This window comes from Sulfurimonas gotlandica GD1 (assembly GCF_000242915.1).
In the GTDB taxonomy this organism is placed as follows: Bacteria; Campylobacterota; Campylobacteria; order Campylobacterales; family Sulfurimonadaceae; genus Sulfurimonas; species Sulfurimonas gotlandica.
Window position 1 is genome coordinate 1,125,125 of the sequence record NZ_AFRZ01000001.1, and the last position, 20,069, is coordinate 1,145,193.

The 20,069-nt window shown below is 34.5% G+C and carries 20 protein-coding genes and 1 pseudogene; 13 read left to right on the forward strand and 8 right to left on the reverse strand.

Annotated features, from left to right (window positions below; genetic code table 11):
* Positions 1-10 precede the first annotated feature (10 nt).
* Positions 11-1,411, reverse strand: coding sequence for an HD-GYP domain-containing protein (locus SMGD1_RS05560; protein WP_008336913.1), 1,401 nt, complete (start codon positions 1,409-1,411; stop codon positions 11-13).
* 88 nt (positions 1,412-1,499) lie between these two features.
* Positions 1,500-2,555 (reverse strand): hypothetical protein, encoded by a 1,056-nt coding sequence (locus SMGD1_RS05565; protein WP_008335454.1) that lies wholly within the window; start codon positions 2,553-2,555, stop codon positions 1,500-1,502.
* A gap of 189 nt (positions 2,556-2,744) precedes the next feature.
* Here SMGD1_RS05565 and SMGD1_RS05570 point away from each other — a divergent pair, with 189 nt between their 5' ends.
* Both SMGD1_RS05570 and SMGD1_RS05575 read left to right on the forward strand, forming a co-directional pair.
* A complete protein-coding gene (locus tag SMGD1_RS05570) occupies positions 2,745-3,584 on the forward strand; it encodes a PhnD/SsuA/transferrin family substrate-binding protein (RefSeq protein WP_008336295.1) in 840 nt (279 codons plus the stop codon).
* Complete coding sequence (locus SMGD1_RS05575) at positions 3,581-5,503, forward strand: sensor domain-containing diguanylate cyclase (protein WP_008335195.1); 1,923 nt, start codon at positions 3,581-3,583, stop codon at positions 5,501-5,503. Before SMGD1_RS05570 ends, SMGD1_RS05575 begins: the two co-directional genes overlap by 4 nt.
* Before the next feature lie 8 nt (positions 5,504-5,511).
* Here SMGD1_RS05575 and SMGD1_RS05580 read toward each other — a convergent pair whose 3' ends face one another.
* The gene (locus SMGD1_RS05580; RefSeq protein ID WP_008336096.1) at positions 5,512-5,952 is read right to left on the reverse strand and encodes an HvfX family Cu-binding RiPP maturation protein; all 441 of its coding nucleotides are present in this window, start codon (positions 5,950-5,952) and stop codon (positions 5,512-5,514) included.
* Between the two features lie 160 nt (positions 5,953-6,112).
* Here SMGD1_RS05580 and nrtS point away from each other — a divergent pair, with 160 nt between their 5' ends.
* Positions 6,113-6,478: a nitrate/nitrite transporter NrtS gene (gene nrtS, locus SMGD1_RS05585; protein ID WP_008335218.1), complete on the forward strand. Its 366-nt coding sequence runs from the start codon at positions 6,113-6,115 to the stop codon at positions 6,476-6,478.
* 361 nt (positions 6,479-6,839) lie between these two features.
* Entirely contained in the window at positions 6,840-7,379 is a 540-nt protein-coding gene (locus SMGD1_RS15140; protein WP_394357043.1) for a methyl-accepting chemotaxis protein, read from the forward strand.
* A gap of 19 nt (positions 7,380-7,398) precedes the next feature.
* Here SMGD1_RS15140 and SMGD1_RS05595 read toward each other — a convergent pair whose 3' ends face one another.
* Both SMGD1_RS05595 and SMGD1_RS05600 read right to left on the reverse strand, forming a co-directional pair.
* A complete protein-coding gene (locus SMGD1_RS05595) occupies positions 7,399-7,680 on the reverse strand; it encodes a hypothetical protein (RefSeq protein ID WP_008337018.1) in 282 nt (93 codons plus the stop codon).
* A gap of 128 nt (positions 7,681-7,808) precedes the next feature.
* Positions 7,809-9,824: an EAL domain-containing protein gene (locus SMGD1_RS05600; RefSeq protein ID WP_008335203.1), complete on the reverse strand. Its 2,016-nt coding sequence runs from the start codon at positions 9,822-9,824 to the stop codon at positions 7,809-7,811.
* Positions 9,825-9,963: 139 nt separating this feature from the next.
* On the opposite strand from SMGD1_RS05600, the gene SMGD1_RS05605 reads away from it, so the two are divergent.
* From SMGD1_RS05605 to SMGD1_RS05620, 4 genes are read left to right on the forward strand one after another with little or no spacing between them, the layout of a single operon-like run.
* Positions 9,964-10,491: an RBBP9/YdeN family alpha/beta hydrolase gene (locus SMGD1_RS05605; protein WP_008336905.1), complete on the forward strand. Its 528-nt coding sequence runs from the start codon at positions 9,964-9,966 to the stop codon at positions 10,489-10,491.
* Positions 10,492-10,513: 22 nt separating this feature from the next.
* Entirely contained in the window at positions 10,514-10,714 is a 201-nt protein-coding gene (locus SMGD1_RS05610; RefSeq protein WP_008336655.1) for a hypothetical protein, read from the forward strand.
* 45 nt (positions 10,715-10,759) lie between these two features.
* On the forward strand, positions 10,760-10,984 hold the full coding sequence (locus SMGD1_RS05615) for a hypothetical protein (protein ID WP_008336048.1): 225 nt from the start codon (positions 10,760-10,762) through the stop codon (positions 10,982-10,984).
* Positions 10,977-11,531 (forward strand): GNAT family N-acetyltransferase, encoded by a 555-nt coding sequence (locus SMGD1_RS05620; protein ID WP_241761445.1) that lies wholly within the window; start codon positions 10,977-10,979, stop codon positions 11,529-11,531. The genes SMGD1_RS05615 and SMGD1_RS05620 overlap by 8 nt, the downstream gene beginning before the upstream one ends.
* Positions 11,532-11,538: 7 nt before the next feature.
* Here SMGD1_RS05620 and SMGD1_RS05625 read toward each other — a convergent pair whose 3' ends face one another.
* Entirely contained in the window at positions 11,539-11,805 is a 267-nt protein-coding gene (locus SMGD1_RS05625) for a hypothetical protein (protein WP_241761446.1), read from the reverse strand.
* A 98-nt stretch (positions 11,806-11,903) separates the two neighbouring features.
* Here SMGD1_RS05625 and SMGD1_RS05630 point away from each other — a divergent pair, with 98 nt between their 5' ends.
* The 4 genes and pseudogenes from SMGD1_RS05630 to SMGD1_RS14850 form a co-directional block, all read left to right on the forward strand.
* Positions 11,904-12,269, forward strand: a complete 366-nt coding sequence (locus SMGD1_RS05630; RefSeq protein WP_008340866.1) for a nitrous oxide-stimulated promoter family protein — start codon at positions 11,904-11,906, stop codon at positions 12,267-12,269.
* A gap of 67 nt (positions 12,270-12,336) precedes the next feature.
* Entirely contained in the window at positions 12,337-13,251 is a 915-nt protein-coding gene (locus tag SMGD1_RS05635) for a DUF234 domain-containing protein (protein WP_008335351.1), read from the forward strand.
* 4 nt (positions 13,252-13,255) lie between these two features.
* Positions 13,256-14,104: a prephenate dehydratase gene (locus SMGD1_RS05640; RefSeq protein WP_008336944.1), complete on the forward strand. Its 849-nt coding sequence runs from the start codon at positions 13,256-13,258 to the stop codon at positions 14,102-14,104.
* Between the two features lie 114 nt (positions 14,105-14,218).
* Positions 14,219-14,350, forward strand: a pseudogene (locus tag SMGD1_RS14850) (nitrous oxide-stimulated promoter family protein); the annotation flags it as partial.
* A 109-nt stretch (positions 14,351-14,459) separates the two neighbouring features.
* Here SMGD1_RS14850 and SMGD1_RS05645 read toward each other — a convergent pair.
* A complete protein-coding gene (locus tag SMGD1_RS05645; protein ID WP_008335599.1) occupies positions 14,460-15,533 on the reverse strand; it encodes a protoglobin domain-containing protein in 1,074 nt (357 codons plus the stop codon).
* Positions 15,534-15,665: 132 nt separating this feature from the next.
* On the opposite strand from SMGD1_RS05645, the gene SMGD1_RS05650 reads away from it, so the two are divergent.
* On the forward strand, positions 15,666-17,771 hold the full coding sequence (locus SMGD1_RS05650; RefSeq protein WP_008336453.1) for a helix-hairpin-helix domain-containing protein: 2,106 nt from the start codon (positions 15,666-15,668) through the stop codon (positions 17,769-17,771).
* Here the strand turns inward: SMGD1_RS05650 and SMGD1_RS05655 are convergent.
* The gene (locus tag SMGD1_RS05655; protein ID WP_171801003.1) at positions 17,749-19,956 is read right to left on the reverse strand and encodes an ATP-binding protein; all 2,208 of its coding nucleotides are present in this window, start codon (positions 19,954-19,956) and stop codon (positions 17,749-17,751) included. The two genes, SMGD1_RS05650 and SMGD1_RS05655, sit on opposite strands and share 23 nt — an antisense overlap.
* Between the last annotated feature and the right edge of the window lie 113 nt (positions 19,957-20,069).

Here is a 20,069-nt window from a genome sequence, read left to right on the forward strand (position 1 = left end):
GCTGAAACTCTTACGACAACTCTCTTAGAATCTTTTTGTATTCATCTTTATTCGTAATGATAATATCCACCAGTTTTGGATCAAAGTGTTTACCGCTCTCTTCTTTAAGTTGTTCTATCACATCTTCCAGTGCCCACTTCTCTTTGTATGCACGTTTAGAAAGGAGTGCATCAAAAACATCTACAATAGCAACTATACGCGCATATATAGATATCTCTTCACCTACTAAGCCCTGTGGATATCCTGTACCGTCATATTTTTCATGATGTTCATAAGCTATTATTGCCGCTGTTTGTAAAAGTTTACGTTCTGAGTGATTTAAAATCTCAAGCCCTAAAATAGAGTGGGATTTCATAATATTATACTCTTCATCAGTAAGTTTTTCAGGTTTGTTTAAAATAGCATCGCTTATGCCTACTTTACCTATATCATGCAGTGGAGATGCAAGTTCTATCAGGTTTACTTCTTCTTCACTTAGACCATACTCTCTTGCAACAAGTGTACTTATAATAGAAACACGTTTTGTGTGAAGTCTAGTTTCCTTTGAACGAATCTCTTCAATACGTCCAACTGCTAACATAGTTTCTTTTAAAGTTGATTCTATCTCATCATTTAGATTTTGAAGTTGTATATTTTTGACGAGTAATTCTTCCTCTTTTTCCAAGATGTTGAAGTTAAACTTGTTGACATTTTTCACAACATCTTCAAACTCTCTACTTTCATATTTTGAACTGTCTATAACTTTATGTGACTTATAAGCCAGCTCTCCATCTTCTATGATGTGAGATAGTGGTTCACGAATATATCGCTCAATAACACGGAACATATTTAGTATGATGACAAGTGCCAAGAAGAGCAATACAGCACCGATTATATAGCTATTTTTAAGAGCAGAGACTTGATATGAGCCAATATCCATCGTAATATCAACTGCTCCAAGTACTTCTCCATCTTTTGCATTATGGCACTCTAAACAGTTTAAAGTTCCATCTGAGCTCGCAATGTATGGAACAACAGCTTCTATTGAACTCTCCATGTCGTCATATAAGACAAAAACTTCTTTTTTTTCTAGGATTTCTCTAAGAGAGGGTGTGAGTTTTTTTTCATACAGGGTGGATTCTCCATACTGTTTATTTACAGAGTCACCACGAATTATTTTTATAGATTTTATGTCATATACCGAAGATATCTCATTTAAGAAGTAAGAACGTTTGTCCATGATGCCGGCTTTCATGTGCGATGTCAGACCGGCTTTAACTATTTCTGATACTGATATAATTTTTTTTTCTATTACAAACTCAAAGAAGCTTCTATAGCTTAGTCCGATAACAGCAGCTATAATCAACATGGATACAAGGAATACTTTTAACAATTGAGCAAGTGTAATATTTTTTATACTCTGTTTTTGCATTTTATCTCATAAATAGTTTTTTGACACATTATAAGTACATTTTTTAAATTTAAGCTGAAAAAAGAGCGAGTGCTTGCGCACTAGCTCTTTATGCTTGTAAAAGTGTGGCTAGAGGCTCTTCTATAATTACGTTTGCGTTTGCTTGGGCAATCTCAAACTCCTCTTTTCGTTTTTTACCTACTTGTTCTTTTGCGCGAGATGCAAAGTCTATCTGGGAAATATTTCCGCATGTTCCGTCTTCATTCAAAAACATCCCGCAACTCTTCATCTCACCAAGAGTTTGGTTTGTGTTAGTTTTATAGGTAAACTCGCTAGATGCTGAGTCTAAAAAGATAGCTCCGATGCCAACTTCACCAAGACCGACTAACTCTTTTTCATTGTCATCTCCATTTTTGAACCAGATGCGAAGCTTGTCGAAGATGCTGTCATTTTCATCTATCCAATGATTGCCATCTATATCATACTCACTTAATTCACCAAAACCATTTCCTGTTAATGTCCCAAAAAGTTCACTTCCTTGGTTTACAATACCATCAGAGTTCTTGTCAAGTGCTAAAAAACCGCTTCTAGCTCCAAGCATTGAGATTTGATCAGATTTTCCATCATTATCTAAATCAAAAGAGAAGGTGTCAGAACTTAGGTCTGGAATATCTCCATCCAAGTTTATGACAAGTGGGTCAAAAGCACTGTAGATATCTATGTTATTTTCTATAACAAAACTTCTACTCATAGAAAAGTTTAGATTGATATCCAAGTCGCCTTTATCTGTTTTTATATGTCCTAGTGTTGAAAAGTCCAGTTTTTCATGCTCTTCATAACGCTGGAAAAAAGAGAGATGTGTGTAACCAAGTATATCTTCTTGAGGCGATTGTAGTTCCTGAGGACTTTGGCTTGATTGAGTTCTTGAACTGAGCATATTTATGAGATTCTGAATAATCCCTTCGAGTGTTTTTACCCTGTTATCGAAATATGAACCTATCTCGTCTTGAGGTTTTGCTTTGTTCATATTTTGTATGTTCGCAGTAGCTTCCTTACCGACTGGAATTCCTGTAAAAAATGTAGAAAAACTCATCTGAGTCTCTAGCTCTACTCTTCTTAACTCGTGTTTTGATTGCATAGCAATCTCGTGTGATTCTATTTTCATAGCACAGCCTTTATGCTAGGCCTTATTGCCGTCCTTGAATGCCTAAATTTAGGGAATCTCCTTCACCCGTTTAGATATTAGAGCAATTAGGATTCCCAATCTTACTATTATTTCTTAAAAATATAACTAAATTAAGTAATAATTATATTTACTTCTGTTAGCATTAGTGTTTATATTCTCGGAGAAAAAATGACAATATTCATAAAAAAAACATTCATACTAACTGTTTTTTTACTTCTTTCTACTACCCTTCTTAGTGACGAAAAAAGAGTTATAAAATTTGCTCCACTACCTATAAAAAAAGCTTCAAAAAACATAGAAGACTTTCTTCCTATGAACTATTATCTAAAAGAAAAACTCTCAGTTGATATAAAGTATGTCTATAAACAAGACTATCAGGACATATTAAACGGTTTTAAAGACGGTACTATAGATATGGCATATCTAGGGCCACTTCCATTTGTATCTCTAAAAAAAGAGTATATGTTTGTTAGACCCATCATCACTTTTAAAGAAAAGAGCGGTTCAAGCAAGTACAGATGTGTGCTTGCAAAGTTTAAAAATGACAAATTTGATAAAGAGAAGCAGATAAAAGTAGCACTTACACAGCCTCTATCTACATGTGGTTATCTTATGACAAGTATCTTGTTAAAAGATAACTTCAACATTGATTTAGAGAATCAAAAATACGACTACACCATGTCTCATGTAAATGCTCTTATCTCTGTTGTAAAAGGAGAGTTTCTCATAGCTGGTGCTAAAAAAAGCATAGCAAAAAAATATGAATCTCTAGGTATAGAGATAATTGCACAAAGCGATCTTCTACCTGGTTTTAGTCTAGTTGTAAATACTCAAACGCTATCACAACAACAGATAAAAGAGATAGAAGATGCTCTTCTTGAACTACCACAAGAAGAGTACAAAAGCTGGAAAGGGATAACATCAAACGGTATAGAAAAAGCAAATATGCAGGATTACGATGAGCTAATCGCAGATTTTGATATTCCCAAGAAAGGAAATATGCAATGAAGATAAAAATCTCTATTGCACTTATTTTTGTCATAATACTCACAGCAGTCTTTTACAAATACATGCAAACATCTAAAGATGAAGTAATACAAAACGTAGCAAATAAAAGTCTAGAGTCTATGGATGTTGCTAATAAATCTATACTAAACACTTATCTGCTGGTTGCTGAGAAAAACTTCTATGATATTATGCAAAATAAAAAAGCATTAGAGATTTTAAGAGAGTTCAAAGATGCTGATGAAGAAACAAAAGCAGTTCTCAGAGGAGAGTTTTTTAGACTTCTTTACAAAGAGTATGATTTTCTTAAAAAGCAAAGCATCCGCCAGTTTCATTTTCATACCCACGATTCTAAAAGTCTGCTCAGATTTCATCTGCCATATAAAAGCGGTGATTCCTTAAAAGATATAAGAACTTCTATTAGAGTTGCAAACGCAGAACTTAAAACAATGGTAGGTTTTGAAGGCGGTAGAGTACTTCCTGGATATAGATATGTATTTCCAATAGTTGACAAAGGAGAGCATCTAGGCAGTGTAGAGTTTTCAGTCTCTTTTGAAGGAATAGAGCGAAAACTTCGAAAGATACTTCCTTTTTATGCTCATAAGATAATTTTAGAAAAAGCAGTAAGTTATGATAAAGTTTTTAAAGAGCACATAGACTTTTTTGTACCCTCACAATTTAGTGAGAATTACTATCTTGAAAATCAAGATATCTCAAAAGTAACTAGAAAAACACAAGATGATTCTTTTGTAAATAAGCTTACATCTTTGGCTAAAGAGAGTAAAGACTTTTTACAAAAACTTGCTAAAAAAGATAGCTTCACAGTTCCTATTATAGAGGATGGAAAAGGTTATGTCGTTACTTTTTTAGCTCTTAAAGATATTGATAATAAAAATGCAGGTTATGTAGTCTCTTTTACAAATCTTCAAGAGATAGTTTATATACAAAAAAGATATCAGGACTTTAGCTTTATCGTATTTCTTGGTGCTACACTACTCTTTATACTAATAGTAGCCGTTATTGTTCAAATACAAAAAGTAAAAAATGAGTCTTTAAAACTTCAAAAGTTTATAGACATCCAAAACTCTATAGTTGTTTTAACCGATGGAAAAAAGTTCAAGTTTACAAACAAAAGTTTTTTTGACTTTTTCAAATATGCGGACATGGAAGATTTTTTAAATAAACATGATTGTATTTGTGAGCTCTTTGTAAGAAGTAATGGCTTCTTTAGCTTAGCCGATGTAAAAGAAAACGAAAAACACTGGGTTGAGAGTCTGCTAAACCTATCTGGAAGAAACAGAATAGTATCTATGATAGACAAGACTTTAACGCCACATGCATTTACTGTCTCAATAAATAGATATGATAGAGAAAACTACATCATCAATTTTAGTGACATAAGCGATGCTATGACTGAGAAACTTCAACTTCAAAAACAGATAGTTAGAGATCAGTTAACAAAAGCATACAATAGAGTATATTTTGAAAAGACTATAGACTCACTCATAGCATCAAACACCAGTCAAAACAAAAATACCGGAATCATATTTTTCGACATTGACCATTTTAAAAATGTAAATGATACTTACGGGCATAAAGCAGGTGATGATGTCTTAAGGATAATTGTAGATCTTGTAAAGAAAAATATTCGTAGTAATGATAAGCTAATACGTTGGGGTGGAGAAGAGTTTCTTATCTTGCTTCCTGCGAACTCTATCGATGAAGTATATAAAGAAGCAGAGCATTTGAGGAAGACTATAGAAAAACATGAGTTTGACATAGTAAAACATCTTACATGTAGTTTTGGACTATCTCTGCATGAAGCAACGGCAGACATTCACGAGAGCGTAAAAAAGGCTGATGAAAAACTCTATGAAGCTAAGAAAAACGGTCGTAACAGAGTTGTTTTTAGCTTCATATAAAATATAATTTAATTTTTCTCGCCAAATATAAGTCTGTCTAGAGAAAATTTACCGGCTCCATGTGCAACAAACCCGAGTAAAAATATCATATAGTATAGCGGTATTTCAAAACCGTTATCCCCTGCTGAAAAACCATGCGGAAGATGAACTGTAACAATAGCGACTATCATAACTATGATAAGAGGTATGGAGATAAGACGAGTCAAAAGTCCAAGTGTCAATAAGACAACACCAGCGATTTCGGTGCCTGCTGCCATATATGCATTTAGTAGTGGAAAAGGTATACCCATAGAGCCAAACCACTCAGCAACAGAACCTATATCTGCCCACTTGTTCATAGCTGGTGTATAAAAACCATAAGCAATCAACAGCCTTGCCAAAAGTAACGATATAGGTTTTAGATATTCACTTAAGCGACTGAATTCTAAGTATAATTTTTTGATGTTCATAATAGACTCCTCTGTTTATATAAGCCTATTCTAGCACATTAATATATAACAGTATGTAATATATGTCACATAACTAAAAAGCCTCATTGTGATATACTGCTTCGAATAATTACATATGTATGAAAGAGCTTGAAAACTAGATAAGTTTAAGGACTAATTGATGACAATAAAACGTTTTAAAATATACTGTGAAATATCTGCATCTCGCAGTGTTGTGAAAAGAGCGATAAAAGTGGCGCTAATTGTAGGCACAACTCTAAATATTATCAATCAAGGAGAAGTCCTTCTAAGTCTTGAACTTGCTAATGTAAATTTTATAAAATTATGTCTCACATATGTGGTACCATACAGTGTAACAACCTATACTGCCGTTGCCATGAAACTAGAGTTTCAAATAGGTACAAAGGCCGTAACCACAGTAGATTTAAAGTGTCATGGATGCAAAAAAACAGTCCATATAAATGAAGGTGAAATTATACCAGAGTGTGACAAATGCGGTATTAAGACACATTGGCGATTAGCCTAAGGGAATCTACATGCTATTTGGCGGACTAAAACTAAAAGAAAATGAAGAAATTATTCAAAAAGATTATCTAAAAGAACTAGAAACAAAAGCTAAACTATTAGAAAAAATACTTGCAAACAACTCACTCCAAACAGCTAATACAATTTATGACAATGCTCATCATGTAAATAAAGCTTCTACAAATCGTCTAACAAGTATAGAAAAAACAAAAGAGATGGTCAATGAATTTATCCAAAAATCTAGAGAAATCAAAAATATAACAGAAAAATCAAAAGATATTGCCGAGAGAACTTTAAACTCTACCCAAGAGAGTTCAAGTCAAATCAATCTTCTATCTCAAACACTAGAAGAAAATCATCAAATGATTAGTGGATTTCAAGAACAAGTCCTAGAGCTAAACAATAAAAACAACGCTATTAGTGGACTTGTTGAGTCAATAAAAGATGTTGCTGATCAAACGAACTTACTTGCTTTAAATGCTGCTATTGAAGCTGCACGAGCAGGTGAACATGGTCGTGGATTTGCGGTTGTAGCTACAGAGGTTAGAAAACTAGCGGACAGCACTAACAAAGCGGCTGGGCAAATTCAAATGGAGATGAATGTTATCATGGGCATCTCAAATGATGTAGTAGATCTTCAAGAAGGAATGATTAAAGGTATCGAAAAGAGCGTATCAATTGCCCAAGAAACTGTACATTTACTTAATGAGCTTGGGAACAATGCTAGTGATAATAAGAATGGAGTATTAGTTGCGATTGGCTGCATTGATGTGCAACTTAAGGATTCAGAAACTATTAACGGTGATATGCACCAGTTAGTAGAGGACACGAAACAAGCTATCGAAGGCTCAAGCAAAAGTATCACTCTTGCCCAAACTCTAATCTCGGAATTAAAACTCTAAAAAGAGTTTTAATTATTCGTTACTTGTTAGAACCACACTTTCCTGCGCCACATTTCATAGCTTTTTCTGGAGCTTTTTTATCATCTGAACTCTTCATGCCTTTTTTGTCAGCACCACATTTATCAGAATTATTTCTCATAGTCTTTTCTTTTTCGCCACCACATTTAGTTGCAGGCTGCTTCATAGAACTTCCACATTTACCAGCTCCACATTTCATACCCTCTGCGCTTGCTGTTGTAGCACCTAGACTTAGAAATAACATTGCACCAAAAAGAAGTGCTGCTAAGTTTAATTTTTTCATTTGAAATCCTTTAAATTTTAATTAGAATGATTGTAGCACAAATATAAATAATATTTATGTAACAAATGTTACATAACTTTAAATCTTAAGCATAAACTAACAAATCTCTATTTGAAGCCTGGATAACTTTACTTTGACATATGCAATGCCAGTTTTTCCACTTCCACAATTGTTATAGGTTTTGAGTAGTAAAACCCTTGAGCAATATCACACTTAGAATTTTGCAAAAATTCTATATGTTCTTTTGTCTCTGGTCCCTCCGCTACTATTTTTAATGATAGTGATTTTGACATACTGATAATCGCATTTGTAATAGCGATATCATCTTTGTCATTTGGAATATCTTTGATGAACTCTCTATCAATTTTCAACTTATCTATAGGCAGTTTTTTCAGATAACTAAGAGATGAATAACCTGTACCAAAATCATCAATAGCTATAGAAACACCAAGCTTTTTAAGTCTTGATAATATTCTTACAGTCTCATTAATATTTTCCATAATAACACTTTCTGTAATCTCTAGTTCTAAGAATCTACCATCAATTTTAGTTCTCTCAATTGCAGCTTCGATATACGAATACAAATCTTGGTGTAAAACCTGTTTAGCTGAAACATTTATAGAAAGAGTTGCTTCACTCATATGAGTATCTTTCCATAAAGCCAATTGATCACATGCCTGGTCTATAATCCATTCCCCTATAGGCATAATCAAGCCACTGTTTTCTGCGATAGGTATAAAGTCAAGAGGAGAGATTAATCCTTTTGTTGGATGCTGCCATCTTATAAGTGCTTCAACTCCAACAATTTTTTCATTCCATAGTGATACCTGAGGCTGAAAAAGTAAAAAGAGCTCATTATTTTCTAAAGCTTTATGAAGTTCACTCTCAAGCATAAGACGGTTTGAAGATAGATTTAACATATCAGCATTAAAGAAAGAGTACTTGCTTCTGCCAGATTGTTTTGCATCATACATCGCAACATCTGCATTTCTTAAAAGCAACTCTGCATCTTGCGCATCATCCGGATAGATTGCAATACCTATAGATGCTGTAGTATAGACTTCATAAGTATTTAATATAAATGGCTTTTTAAGTACTTCATGAATCTTAATCATTGTCTTTTCTATAGTCAGTTCACTCTGTACATTTGAAAATAAAAATACAAACTCATCCCCTCCAAAACGTGAGAGCATATCATATTCTTTTATTTCATTTTTAAGACGTTTTGCAACTTTTTGAAGTAACATGTCTCCTAGAGTATGGCCTAATGAATCATTGATAGTTTTAAAGTTATCAAGATCCATAAAGATTAGAGCAAAGTTGTTTTTATTTTTATTTACCATACTTGTTATTTTATCAATATAAGCATGACGATTCGGCAGACCGGTCAGACTATCATGATTAGCAAAATATTCTAATTCATATCTAGCTTTTCTCTCTTTATTGTAGACGAACCGAAAAAGTATCATACCCACAAACCAAAAGATAATATGAATGACAACAGTCTTCTTATAAGAACTTATAGCAAGTTCATATATTTCAGCCATTGGAACAATTACACTAACCCCTCCGGCTGTCTTATTATTTACGTAGGATTCTTGATGACCGTGACATGTCAGACATCCTGGAGTAACTTCCATTGAACGTATAAGACGCATGTAAGATTCATTATTGATTTTAGTAAGCTCAAGTATCTCTTTGATTGAGTCATCTTTTTTAAACTTTTTTAAGGCATCTCTTTCCCAGGCGTCCGGTGCGCTGTTTGGATTTAAAATTTCTAAGGCTGTAATATGCCCTTTTGCACCATAAAGCCCTGAGTACTCATCCATCATCTGTCTTAACATATATGCCGGGTTCATAAGGGTTAGTTTTTTACCGGTATCTGTTGTCACATCCCTCTCTGGCATATGACTTAAGTATGGACTTGGAGGTGTTCTCTTCATATCTACAGGGACATAAACTCCGCCATGAGTAGTGGCCCACTGTCTAAATGCCTGATCTTTATCAAAGTTGGCACTGGCAACATTACGGGCAGTCTCAAAACTTTGCTGATATTGGTTAAATGCGGAAAATGTAAGAGATGAGACTACTGTAAGTGTCCAGACAAGCATAGTAATAATTTTTAGATTAAATAATTTTTTCATAGTTTGTCTTTGTATTATCTTCGAATAAGATTAGATTATATTCTCTCAATACTTAATGCAATATATAAGTGCCAAACTAAATAATTTATCAATTTGTTTTAGATACACTTATGTAAGTTTTAAACAAAGGTATTTTCAAATGAAACAAAGAGTCTTACTTCTACATGGATGGGGAGGAAGTGATTATCCTCATTGGCAAAGCTGGTTAGCCGGTGAATTGGTAAAAGATTATGGTTGCGTTAGTTTTTTAAAACTTTCAAATTTTGAATTTCCCAATAAGAACATCTGGAAAGAAGAACTTTTGAAAGAATTATCTGATTTTAAACCAGATATAGTTATTTGCCACTCTTTAGCAAACACTCTCTGGTTTCACATTTGTAATGAAGAAAAAATATCTGATATAGCGAAACTATTTTTAGTAGCTCCACCAAGTCTAAACTTACAGATAAATGAGCTGGAAAACTTTTTCCCAGTTAGCATTCCTAAAAATCTACATGCAAAAGAAGTTTTACTTATCTGCTCTACAAATGATCCATACATGACGATAGAAGAAGCCAGATTACTTCAAAAAGAATTGGATGTTGAAATGAAAATTTTAGAAGATGCCGGGCATATCAATACAGACAGCGGATTTGGCCCTTGGCCTTGGATGCTAAATATATTATAATAACAAAAAAGGAAAATAAGAGATGAATGATACAGTAGAAGAGTTAGAGTCAGAGCTGCAAGAAGTTTTACTAAACATAGATAATATCGCAGCACAAGTTGTAGAAAAAAAATTAGATGCTTACGAAGGATTTATGAAATCTGAAAAATGGAAGAACAGGGTTGTTGAGATTGGTTATGCCTTAAAAGAAAAAGGTATAGATATTACTACAAGAACTGAGTAAATATTTTTGTGCTATAATTAGTGCATATACAGTAAAGGAGTTGTTATGAATGTGACTAGTTATACATTTCAATCACCTTACCCTAACGCAGTTCAGGTTGGCAGGCCTGACCCTAGTTCAAAGCAGGAAAGCAGTGCCCCAGATACTGGTACGGAGATTATTAAAGGTACAAATACCTCTCTAGCTAAAGCCGAAAGTTTTCAAGCTACTCAGATACAAGAAGTCAAGCCTACGGTTGATTCTGGTAGTACTATAGACGTATATGCTTAATCCGACGCTTTACTTTCTCAGGTCTTCTGAGCAAAAGATTGCGACTGATATGTTGCGCTACTCGATGCGCCTTGATGAGCTGAATAAATCCCTTCAAGACTTCCCTGAGCTAAATATTTATGATAGGTTTTATGGCTTGTCAAGCAAAGATTTAGGCTTGTACTCCCTTGTTGAGAACAAAATAGCTGGTGCGATTTGGATACGTCTACTCAAAGCTGAAGATGGCGCGCTTGGTTATTTAGATGCCAGCACACCTGTCTTGAACATAGCTGTTATTCCAGAATTTAGATCTAAAAAGATAGGCTCCGCTATGCTTGCACAACTTCTACTAGAAGCCGGTGCAGTTTTTGAGAGAATAAGCGCAAGTGTTACTCAAAACTCAAATGCTCAAAAGCTATTTGAAAAGTTTGGCTTTATAAAAGTAGATGGCTCTGATGCCAAAAGTCCCGTTGATGGAAGTGATGTATTTACAATGCTTAAAACATTAGAAAAAAAAGAAGTAGTCAGGCCTACTGACGGCTACGATCCGCGTAGGTGGATGGACTAAACTAGCTCTAAATGTCTAAATCATCAAAAAACTCATCCGCTGTCAGGGGTTTGTTACTTTCATCTTCGATTGGTTTTTGCTGTAAGCTAAGTTCTTGATAGGCTAAGTACATATTCAGAGCTTCAGAGACCATGACTGTTCTATTTTTACCTATCTCTAAAGACAATTTATCTAAATCTTTTAGAAGATCTAATCGTAATTCAACAGTTACTGATTCAACTTTTTCATTCATTGATAATTCTTTATATTTTTTTGTTGTGGCATCATAGCACAAGAGTACTTTGTTGTGCAAAACATTAGCACAAACTAAATAAATAATACTATTTTTACATGTCAAGAGATTTGTTCTTTATTTTAGGTAAAATCTGTATTATGAGTGAAGAAAAATTTATCCACGATAGCAAAACTGTTTTAAAATTTATTCAATGCTACTGCGATAGTGAGCATTTTAAAGTTGAGAAAAAGATAGACTCTATCAAACTCAACTACAATTATAAAGATTTAAACGAAGAGATACACTACGACTTATGCGAAAAGTGTGAAGAGACCCTAATCTATTCATATATCAAACTTCAAGAATGTATACATGACGATAAACCAAGCTGTAGGAAATGTCCAAAACCTTGTTATGACAAAGCAGAATGGAAAACATTAGCAAAAATCATGCGCTACAGTGGCCTAAGACTCGGTATTCTTAAAATTAGAAAATTCTTTAGCAGGTTTGAACATAGCGCTTAAAATACTATACTACTTATCTTCATCTAATTTTCTGTATAATTTCAAAAACTAATCAAAGGCTTCTCCTATGGCAAAGCATCCAACACTCTTAGAACAATTTCGCTCTTTTTATTTTCAAAACAACCCTAAAGATATGGAGCAAGCTATAAAGTACTTTGGTGTCTTTGGTGGAATGAGCTGGAGTGTTGATATGGATAAGCCACTTTCAGAGCTAATAGAAAGTAAAGTTTTCAAGAACTACAAGTATATTCACGCAGATATTACAAAAATTACAGAGAGCGACAAACACTCCCACCAGCTCCTAAGTGGCATCGCTACTGGAGACCGTCGAATGCATTCTGCTTTAAAAAGAGCTCGCATCTCAAGAAATGATGGTGAGTATGCGATGGAAAATCTTTTTGAGAGAGGTCTTCTAGAAGCTGAATACTCTCTTGAATCTCCACCAAACGAAGAAGATCGTATAGATAAAAAACTCAACTTTCCTAAACCTTTCATGCGTTTTTGGTTCTCTTTTATATCTCCATATTTTAAAAGTATCAAAGATGGTGATTACAAAGAAGCAAAAGAGACATTTGCCAATCGTGAACAAGAGTTCTCTGAGCTGATATTTACAAAACTAGCCATGGAAGTTGTGAAGAAAAGTATAAAAGATGATCCTATTAAAGAGATAGGAAGTTACTGGGATAGAAATACTGAAATCGACATCTTGGCAAAAACAAAGTCTGGTAAAATCGTTGCTGGCATTTGTAAAAACTCTAACTCTAAAGCAAAAAAGACTGATCTTACTAAACTAAAAGAACAATGTGAAAAGGCTGAACTAACTCCGGATATCTGCGTAATTATTTCAAAGAGCGGTTTTTCAAATGAGCTAAAAAATGAAAAGGGAGCAGAGCTTAGACTACTTACTCTTAAAAACTTTAAAAGTCTAGTTGAAGACCTGAGTGAAAAAGACTTCATAGAATGCAGTGGAAAAAGATATTAACACTATGAAAAAGAAAGTTGCTTACCAAGGCGTAAAAGGCGCTTATTCTCACCTGGCTTGCCATCATGCTTATCCTGAGTATGAGGCTATTGCATGTAAATCGTTTGATGATACTATGTATTTAGTAGAAGAAAATGAAGCTGATCTTGCGATGATTCCGATGGAAAACTCAACAGCAGGCAGAGTTGAAGAAATTTACAGACTCATACCGAAGATGAACCTCTACATAATAGCTGAGCACTTTGAACCTGTAAACCACTGTCTACTTGCACTTCCAGGAGCAAAATTAGAAGACCTAAAAACTGTATCTTCTCACCCGCAAGCACTGGCTCAGTGCAAAAATCACATCGAAAAGCATAACCTAGATGCCAGAGCTAAGTTTGACACAGCAGGTTCAGCTGAAGAGCTTGTAAGTATGCAAGATAAAACTCACTCTGCCATAGCATCTAGCTTAGCTGCAGAGATATATGACTTAGAGATTTTAGAAGAAGGATTTCAAGACTTAAAAAATAATACTACACGCTTTCTTATTCTCTCTAAAGAGCACATCGTTCCTGCGTTTTGTGAAAATGAAAAGTATATTACTTCTATTATCTTTGAAGTAAGAAACATACCTGCAGCGCTTTATAAAGTACTTGGCGGTTTTGCGACTAACAGTGTAAACATCATCAAGATAGAAAGCTACTCTGGCAGTGGAACATTAACACTATCACAGTTTCACATCGATATAGACGGGCATCCAGATGAGAAAAATGTAAAATATGCACTTGAAGAGTTAGCTTACTTTGCCAACACTGTAAAAATGCTAGGTACATATATACCTCACTCTACGAGAGAGAACTTACGCGCGTAATTTAACTAATATAAGTCAAGATAAGTAACATTATTTTTAGATACACTTACTCAAAGTGAAAGAAAATGACAGAAAGAAAAATTCATACATGATTGTCGGACTGTTTTAAAGTTTATACAATGCTACTGCGATAATGAGCATGTTAAAAGTGAAAAACGTGAAGAGACTCTTCACTACTCATACCTCAAACTTCAAGAATGCCCACACGATGAAAAACCAAGCTGTAGAAAATGTCCAAAACCTTGTTATGACAAACCAGTATGGAAACTTATAGCAAAAATCATGAGATATAGCAGTTTGAGACTTGGCATCATAAAAATACGAAAAAACTCTTTGATCGTTTTAGGAAGAGTGCTTAAAGAGCAGATCTTGCTTTATGTTCTTTCTTATCAAGATACATTTTTTCATCAGCTTTGCGAATCAAAACATCAGCTTCTTCAAAAGTATCTGGACCAGTGTCAACAATGCCAATACTTAAAGTTACATGTTTAAATATTTTATTTACTTCAAGCCTTAAGCGAGTAACGTATATATCATGTGCTTCTTCTGCCTTACATTCTGGTAAGACAATACAAAACTCATCTCCTCCATAACGAAAACAGCTATCTTCTACACGTGATACTTTTTTTATAGACTCTCCTACAGCTCTTAAGATATCATCTCCTTTATGATGCCCTTGGGTATCATTAATTATTTTAAAATCATTAATATCTATATATACAACTGAAACTGATTCAGAGCGACGCTCAGCTGCTCTTAATGTTACCGTAAGAGTTTCTAATAGAGTTCTGACATTTAACAAACCTGTCAGAGCATCTGTTCTTGACATAGTTTCCAACTGCTGCGTTCTCTGCATAACAGTTTCTTCTAGTACTAAAGCATAGCTCTCTGACTTCTCTTTTGAAGATTCTATTTCTGATACTAAACTTCTAATGTAAGTTTCAAACACTAAAGTTATGTCAAACAAGAACAATTTATCAAGTGCTCCAAGCGTCGCTATTAACTCAACTGAGTCTTTAATCTCTTCTCTAATCATAGTTGTAAGTATCTTTTTAAGAGTATTAATAGCTGAAAGGTAAAGTTTTGGTTCAACTCCAATACGCTTATGTACCAATCCTATTCTAAGTCTATTATTGACATATTCAAGATCATAAAGTCCACTAAAAAGATCTAACAAATATTTACGCTGTGCATTTTTAAGCTTAAACAGAGTATCAGCATCTCCAATCAAAAGTGCTATTTCAGGAACTGATGTTTGCATCTCATAAAACGCGTCAACTAACTCATCCATCCTAGGTTCTATAAAAGTTTTACATTTTCTTAAAAACTCAAAATCTGTATCTCCAAGATTAAACAGTAGTTTTCGATTTGTAATTTCAAACTCTGTAATTCTCATTTGTTCTAGTAGTGTTTGATCTGTTCGCTTCATAATAGATTCCCTTATTGATGTGGTATTTGTTTAGGAATATTATATTCCATCATATCTTAATTTGCAAATGTTACTATTCATTTCATTAATCCAGTTTATTTAATAGTATAATTCCCTAAAAAAGAAACAACTATGCAAAACCTAATAACCCTACTAACTCAAAAAACAAATCTAAAAAAAGAACACATCCAAAACATTTTAAAACTTCTTGATGAAGGTTCTACTATTCCTTTTATTGCCCGTTATCGTAAAGAGATGACTGGTGGTGCTGATGATGAAGTTCTTCGTGATTTTGAAACTATTTACATAAGTTCTAAAAATCTTTTGGAACGTAAGGAAGAGATTTCTCGTCTGATTGGTGAGAGAGCTACTTTAACAGATGCCATAAGTAAAAGCATCTCAGATGCTGAGACTATGAGAGCTTTGGAAGATATATATAGACCTTATAAAGAAAAGAAAAGTTCTCGTGCTACAACTGCCATGGAAAATGGTCTTACTCCTTTAGCTAACACTCTTCAAAGCGCAAGACTCTCTGCATCTGAGTTCACACAAGAAGCGAAGAAGTTTGTAAAAGGTAATGTTGCATCTGCCCAAGATGCAGTAAAAGGTGCTCAAGACATTTTGGCTGAGAGATATGCAGACCAGCCTCGTGAGCGTGAAGCCATCAGAAACACAATGCTTCGCCACGGTTCTTTGGAGACTAAAAAAACTAAAAGCTTTGATGAAAATGGAACTTTTAAAAACTTCGCTGGTAAAAGTGAAAAAGTAGCTTACATTCCTTCGCATCGTTACCTTGCCATTATGCGTGGAGTAAAAGAGAAAGAGCTATCTGTAAAAATAACTACAGATGTAAACCACATAGAAGAGAACATCAAACAGTACAAGATTCCTCGTCATGCATCTAGCTCTAGCGAACTGCTTTTTGATGCTTACAAAGATGGACTAAAAAGACTTCTTCTTCCATCGTTGGAGAGAGAAGTTCACAGCGAACTAAAATTAAAAGCGGACGTTTCTGCCATCAACGTTTTTGGTAAAAACCTCAACCAACTTCTTATGACTCCACCTGTTACAAAGAGAGTTCTTTTAGGAGTTGATCCGGCATATGTGAGTGGATGTAAACTAGCTGTTATAGATGACAACGGCAACTACTTAGAATCCGCTGTAATCTACCCTACACAGCCAAAGAACGACTATGAGAACTCTAAGAAAAAAGTTATAACACTAACAAACAAATATAACATCACAGGTGTAGCCATAGGCAATGGAACAGGCTCCAGAGAAACACAGGAGTTCTTCGCTCGTCTTAACAAAGAAGAAGGTATGAACCTAAACTATACAGTTGTCTCAGAAGCTGGAGCATCTGTATACTCAGCATCTAAGCTTGCACAAGATGAGTACCCAGACCTTGATGTAACTATTCGTGGTGCTATTTCCATAGCTCAAAGACTTCGTGACCCGATGGCAACTCTTGTAAAGATAGATGCTAAGTCTCTTGGCATCGGACAGTATCAACACGATGTTGACCAGAAGCTTTTAGCTAAAAGACTTGATGATGTTACTTGTGACCTTGTAAACCGTGTAGGTGTAGATATCAACTCTGCATCTGCATCTCTGCTTTCTCATGTTGCAGGAATTGGTGCAAAGATAGCTCAAAACATCATTGCATATCGTGATGAGAATGGAAACTTCACTACAAAAGACCAACTTCTAAAAGTAAAAGGTCTAGGTAAAAAAGCTTATGAGCAAGCAGCAGGTTTCATCCGTATAAAAAATGGTAAAAATGTGTTTGACAACAGCGGCATCCACCCTGAGAGTTACAAGATAGCTAAACAGATAAACGGCTTAGACCTCAGCACTATAGATGCAGAGACAAAATCCAAAGAGCTTGGAGTTGGTAAGGAGACTCTCAAAGACATCATTAAAGAGCTTCAGAAGCCCGGTTTTGATCCGAGAGAGGATTTGCCTCCAATTCCATTTAAAGAGGACGTAACAGACATTAAAATGCTCAAAGAGGGTAGTTTTGTCTCAGGTGTTGTTCGTAACATTGCAGACTTTGGTGCTTTTGTAGATATCGGGCTAAAAAATGACGGAATGATTCATATATCTAAGATGAGTGAAAAGCGTATCGCTCACCCCTTAGAGGTTCTATCTCTAAACCAATATCTACCACAAATAGAAGTTATCTCAGTGGATAATGAAAAAGGCAAGGTTAGTCTTAGTCTTTTAAAAACTTTTTGAGTATCCTGTAAAGTTCAGCCTCATCTATAGGTTTAGACAGATACTCATCCATTCCCTCTTTTAAGAAGCGTTCTCTATCTCCCTCCATAACATTTGCAGTAAGGGCGATAATAGGTCCGCATCTGTCTCCATGTTTTTCTCGGATGCGATGCATAGATGTTATACCATTCATATTTGGCATATTTTCATCCATCAGTATAAGCTGGTGAACATCAGGATCATACATTACCAGAGCTTGCTCTCCATCATCTGCTATATCACACTCAACACCTATCTCTTCTAAAAGAAGCTCTATAAGCATCTGGTTTGTTTTATTGTCTTCGGCTACTAGAACTTTCCCGCTTAAAATTTTGTTCTCTATCTCAAATTCATCAATTTTAGCTTTTATTATGATATCTGAAGATATCTTTTGCATAGGAATCTTAACTTTAAACGTTGAGCCTTTGCCCTCTTGGCTCTCAAGTATAAGCTTTCCGTTCATCAACTCGATAAGCTTTTGTGTGATGCTAAGACCTAATCCTGTTCCTCCATACTTTCTTGTAGTAGATCCATCTGCTTGAACAAAAGGTTTAAAGATCTTATCCTGAACATCTGGAGACATTCCAATGCCTGTATCTTGCACAACTATGGAAAATTTTTCCTCTTTATAGTCAATATAAAGGCTAATCGTTCCACCATCTGGTGTAAACTTAATAGCATTAGATAACAGATTAAGAATAATCTGACTAATCCTAAACAAATCTCCGATAAAAACACCTTTTAAATCATGGCTGATATGTGACTTAAGAGATATATTTTTATCAATCAACATACCTTCGAACTGTTGGGCATAGTCTTTAAGTTCTTCATAGGCATTGAATTCATGTGCATCTACCGTAAACTCACCTGTTTTTATTTTCGCGAGGTCCAAGATGTCGTTTATGAGATTTAGCAGTTGCTTAGAACTTGTACCTACGTGACGTAGATACTCTAAATGTTTTTTATCACTTATCTGCTTGTTTAAAATGTTTAAAAATCCAAGGATAGCATTTAGCGGGGTACGAAGCTCATGAGACATGTTTGAAAAGAACTCTTCTTTTGCTTTTTGTGCTGTTATATCGTGACGAATAGAACTATAACCTATTAACTTTTTGTTGTAATTATAATCTGGAAAAATAGTGCTTCTTACCCAGTAAAACTCACCAGCTTTATTTTTATTTTTTATGTCTCCTTCCCAAGTCTCACCACTTTTGATGCTTTTCCACATCTCTTTATACAGCTCTTGTGGCATATCAGGATGACGTATTAGGTTGTGAGATCGTCCCATAAGTTCTTCCTCTGAATAACCGCTAATATCACAAAATGCCTTACTTGCATAAGTAATAAAACCGTTTAAGTCAGTATTTGAGGCTATCACATTCTGACCAAAAGATTTAACTGACTTATTTAACTTGTACTGCTTCTCTTTTAATTGCTCTAGTCGTTTTTTCTCTAAATTTGTAAAGTATGTGACAACTATAAAGATCAATATAACAAGTAAGAAACCAGATATTATGAGAGTAAGGTTTATATAGTCTGTAATAGTGTCATAACGTTTTCTTTGCTCTTGCACGGGAATGATTACTTCAAGCACCCCGCGAACATCACCAAGTTTCCAGTCTTTTTTCGGACTATCAAATCTCGTGTTATGGCAGTTGACACATGATATATCATTAAAAACATCTCCTATTGCAACCCTAACAACTTCTACGCCATTTATAATATCATTAGAAATAATTGGCTCTTGAGCACCATGGTCTCTAAAGTTGCTTATAGATTTTTTTTCAAATTCATCAAGTACTCTACCCTCACGATTTGGATATGAATAGTCACTATAGAGTTTAAGCTGCATCCCCTTAAAATTTTTAGTTATATTTTCGCTAAGATCATGAATAAACGTAGCTGGAAGAGGAATGGTGTTTGAAATATTTTTATGCTTAGAATCAACTTTTATATCTGAATATTTACGAACTTTACTTATGATATTTTTGCTGTAGTATTGACGTATTTCTTTATACTGCTCTATAGTTCTAATGGCATAATCAACTGTATTCTCACGCATACTCTTCTCATGTAAAGAAGAGGAAATTCCTGTAATAACTAAAATTTCTACGATTATGAGAAAGATGATAGGAAGAAAAATTTTAAACTCGACTATGGGTGACAATTCATCTTCCTCCATCATCTTTAAAAATAATTTACAATGATTATAACCAAACTATTTAAGAACATGATATGAATTACTTACATTGGCAGATAATGTAAGCCGTCACTTAGCAT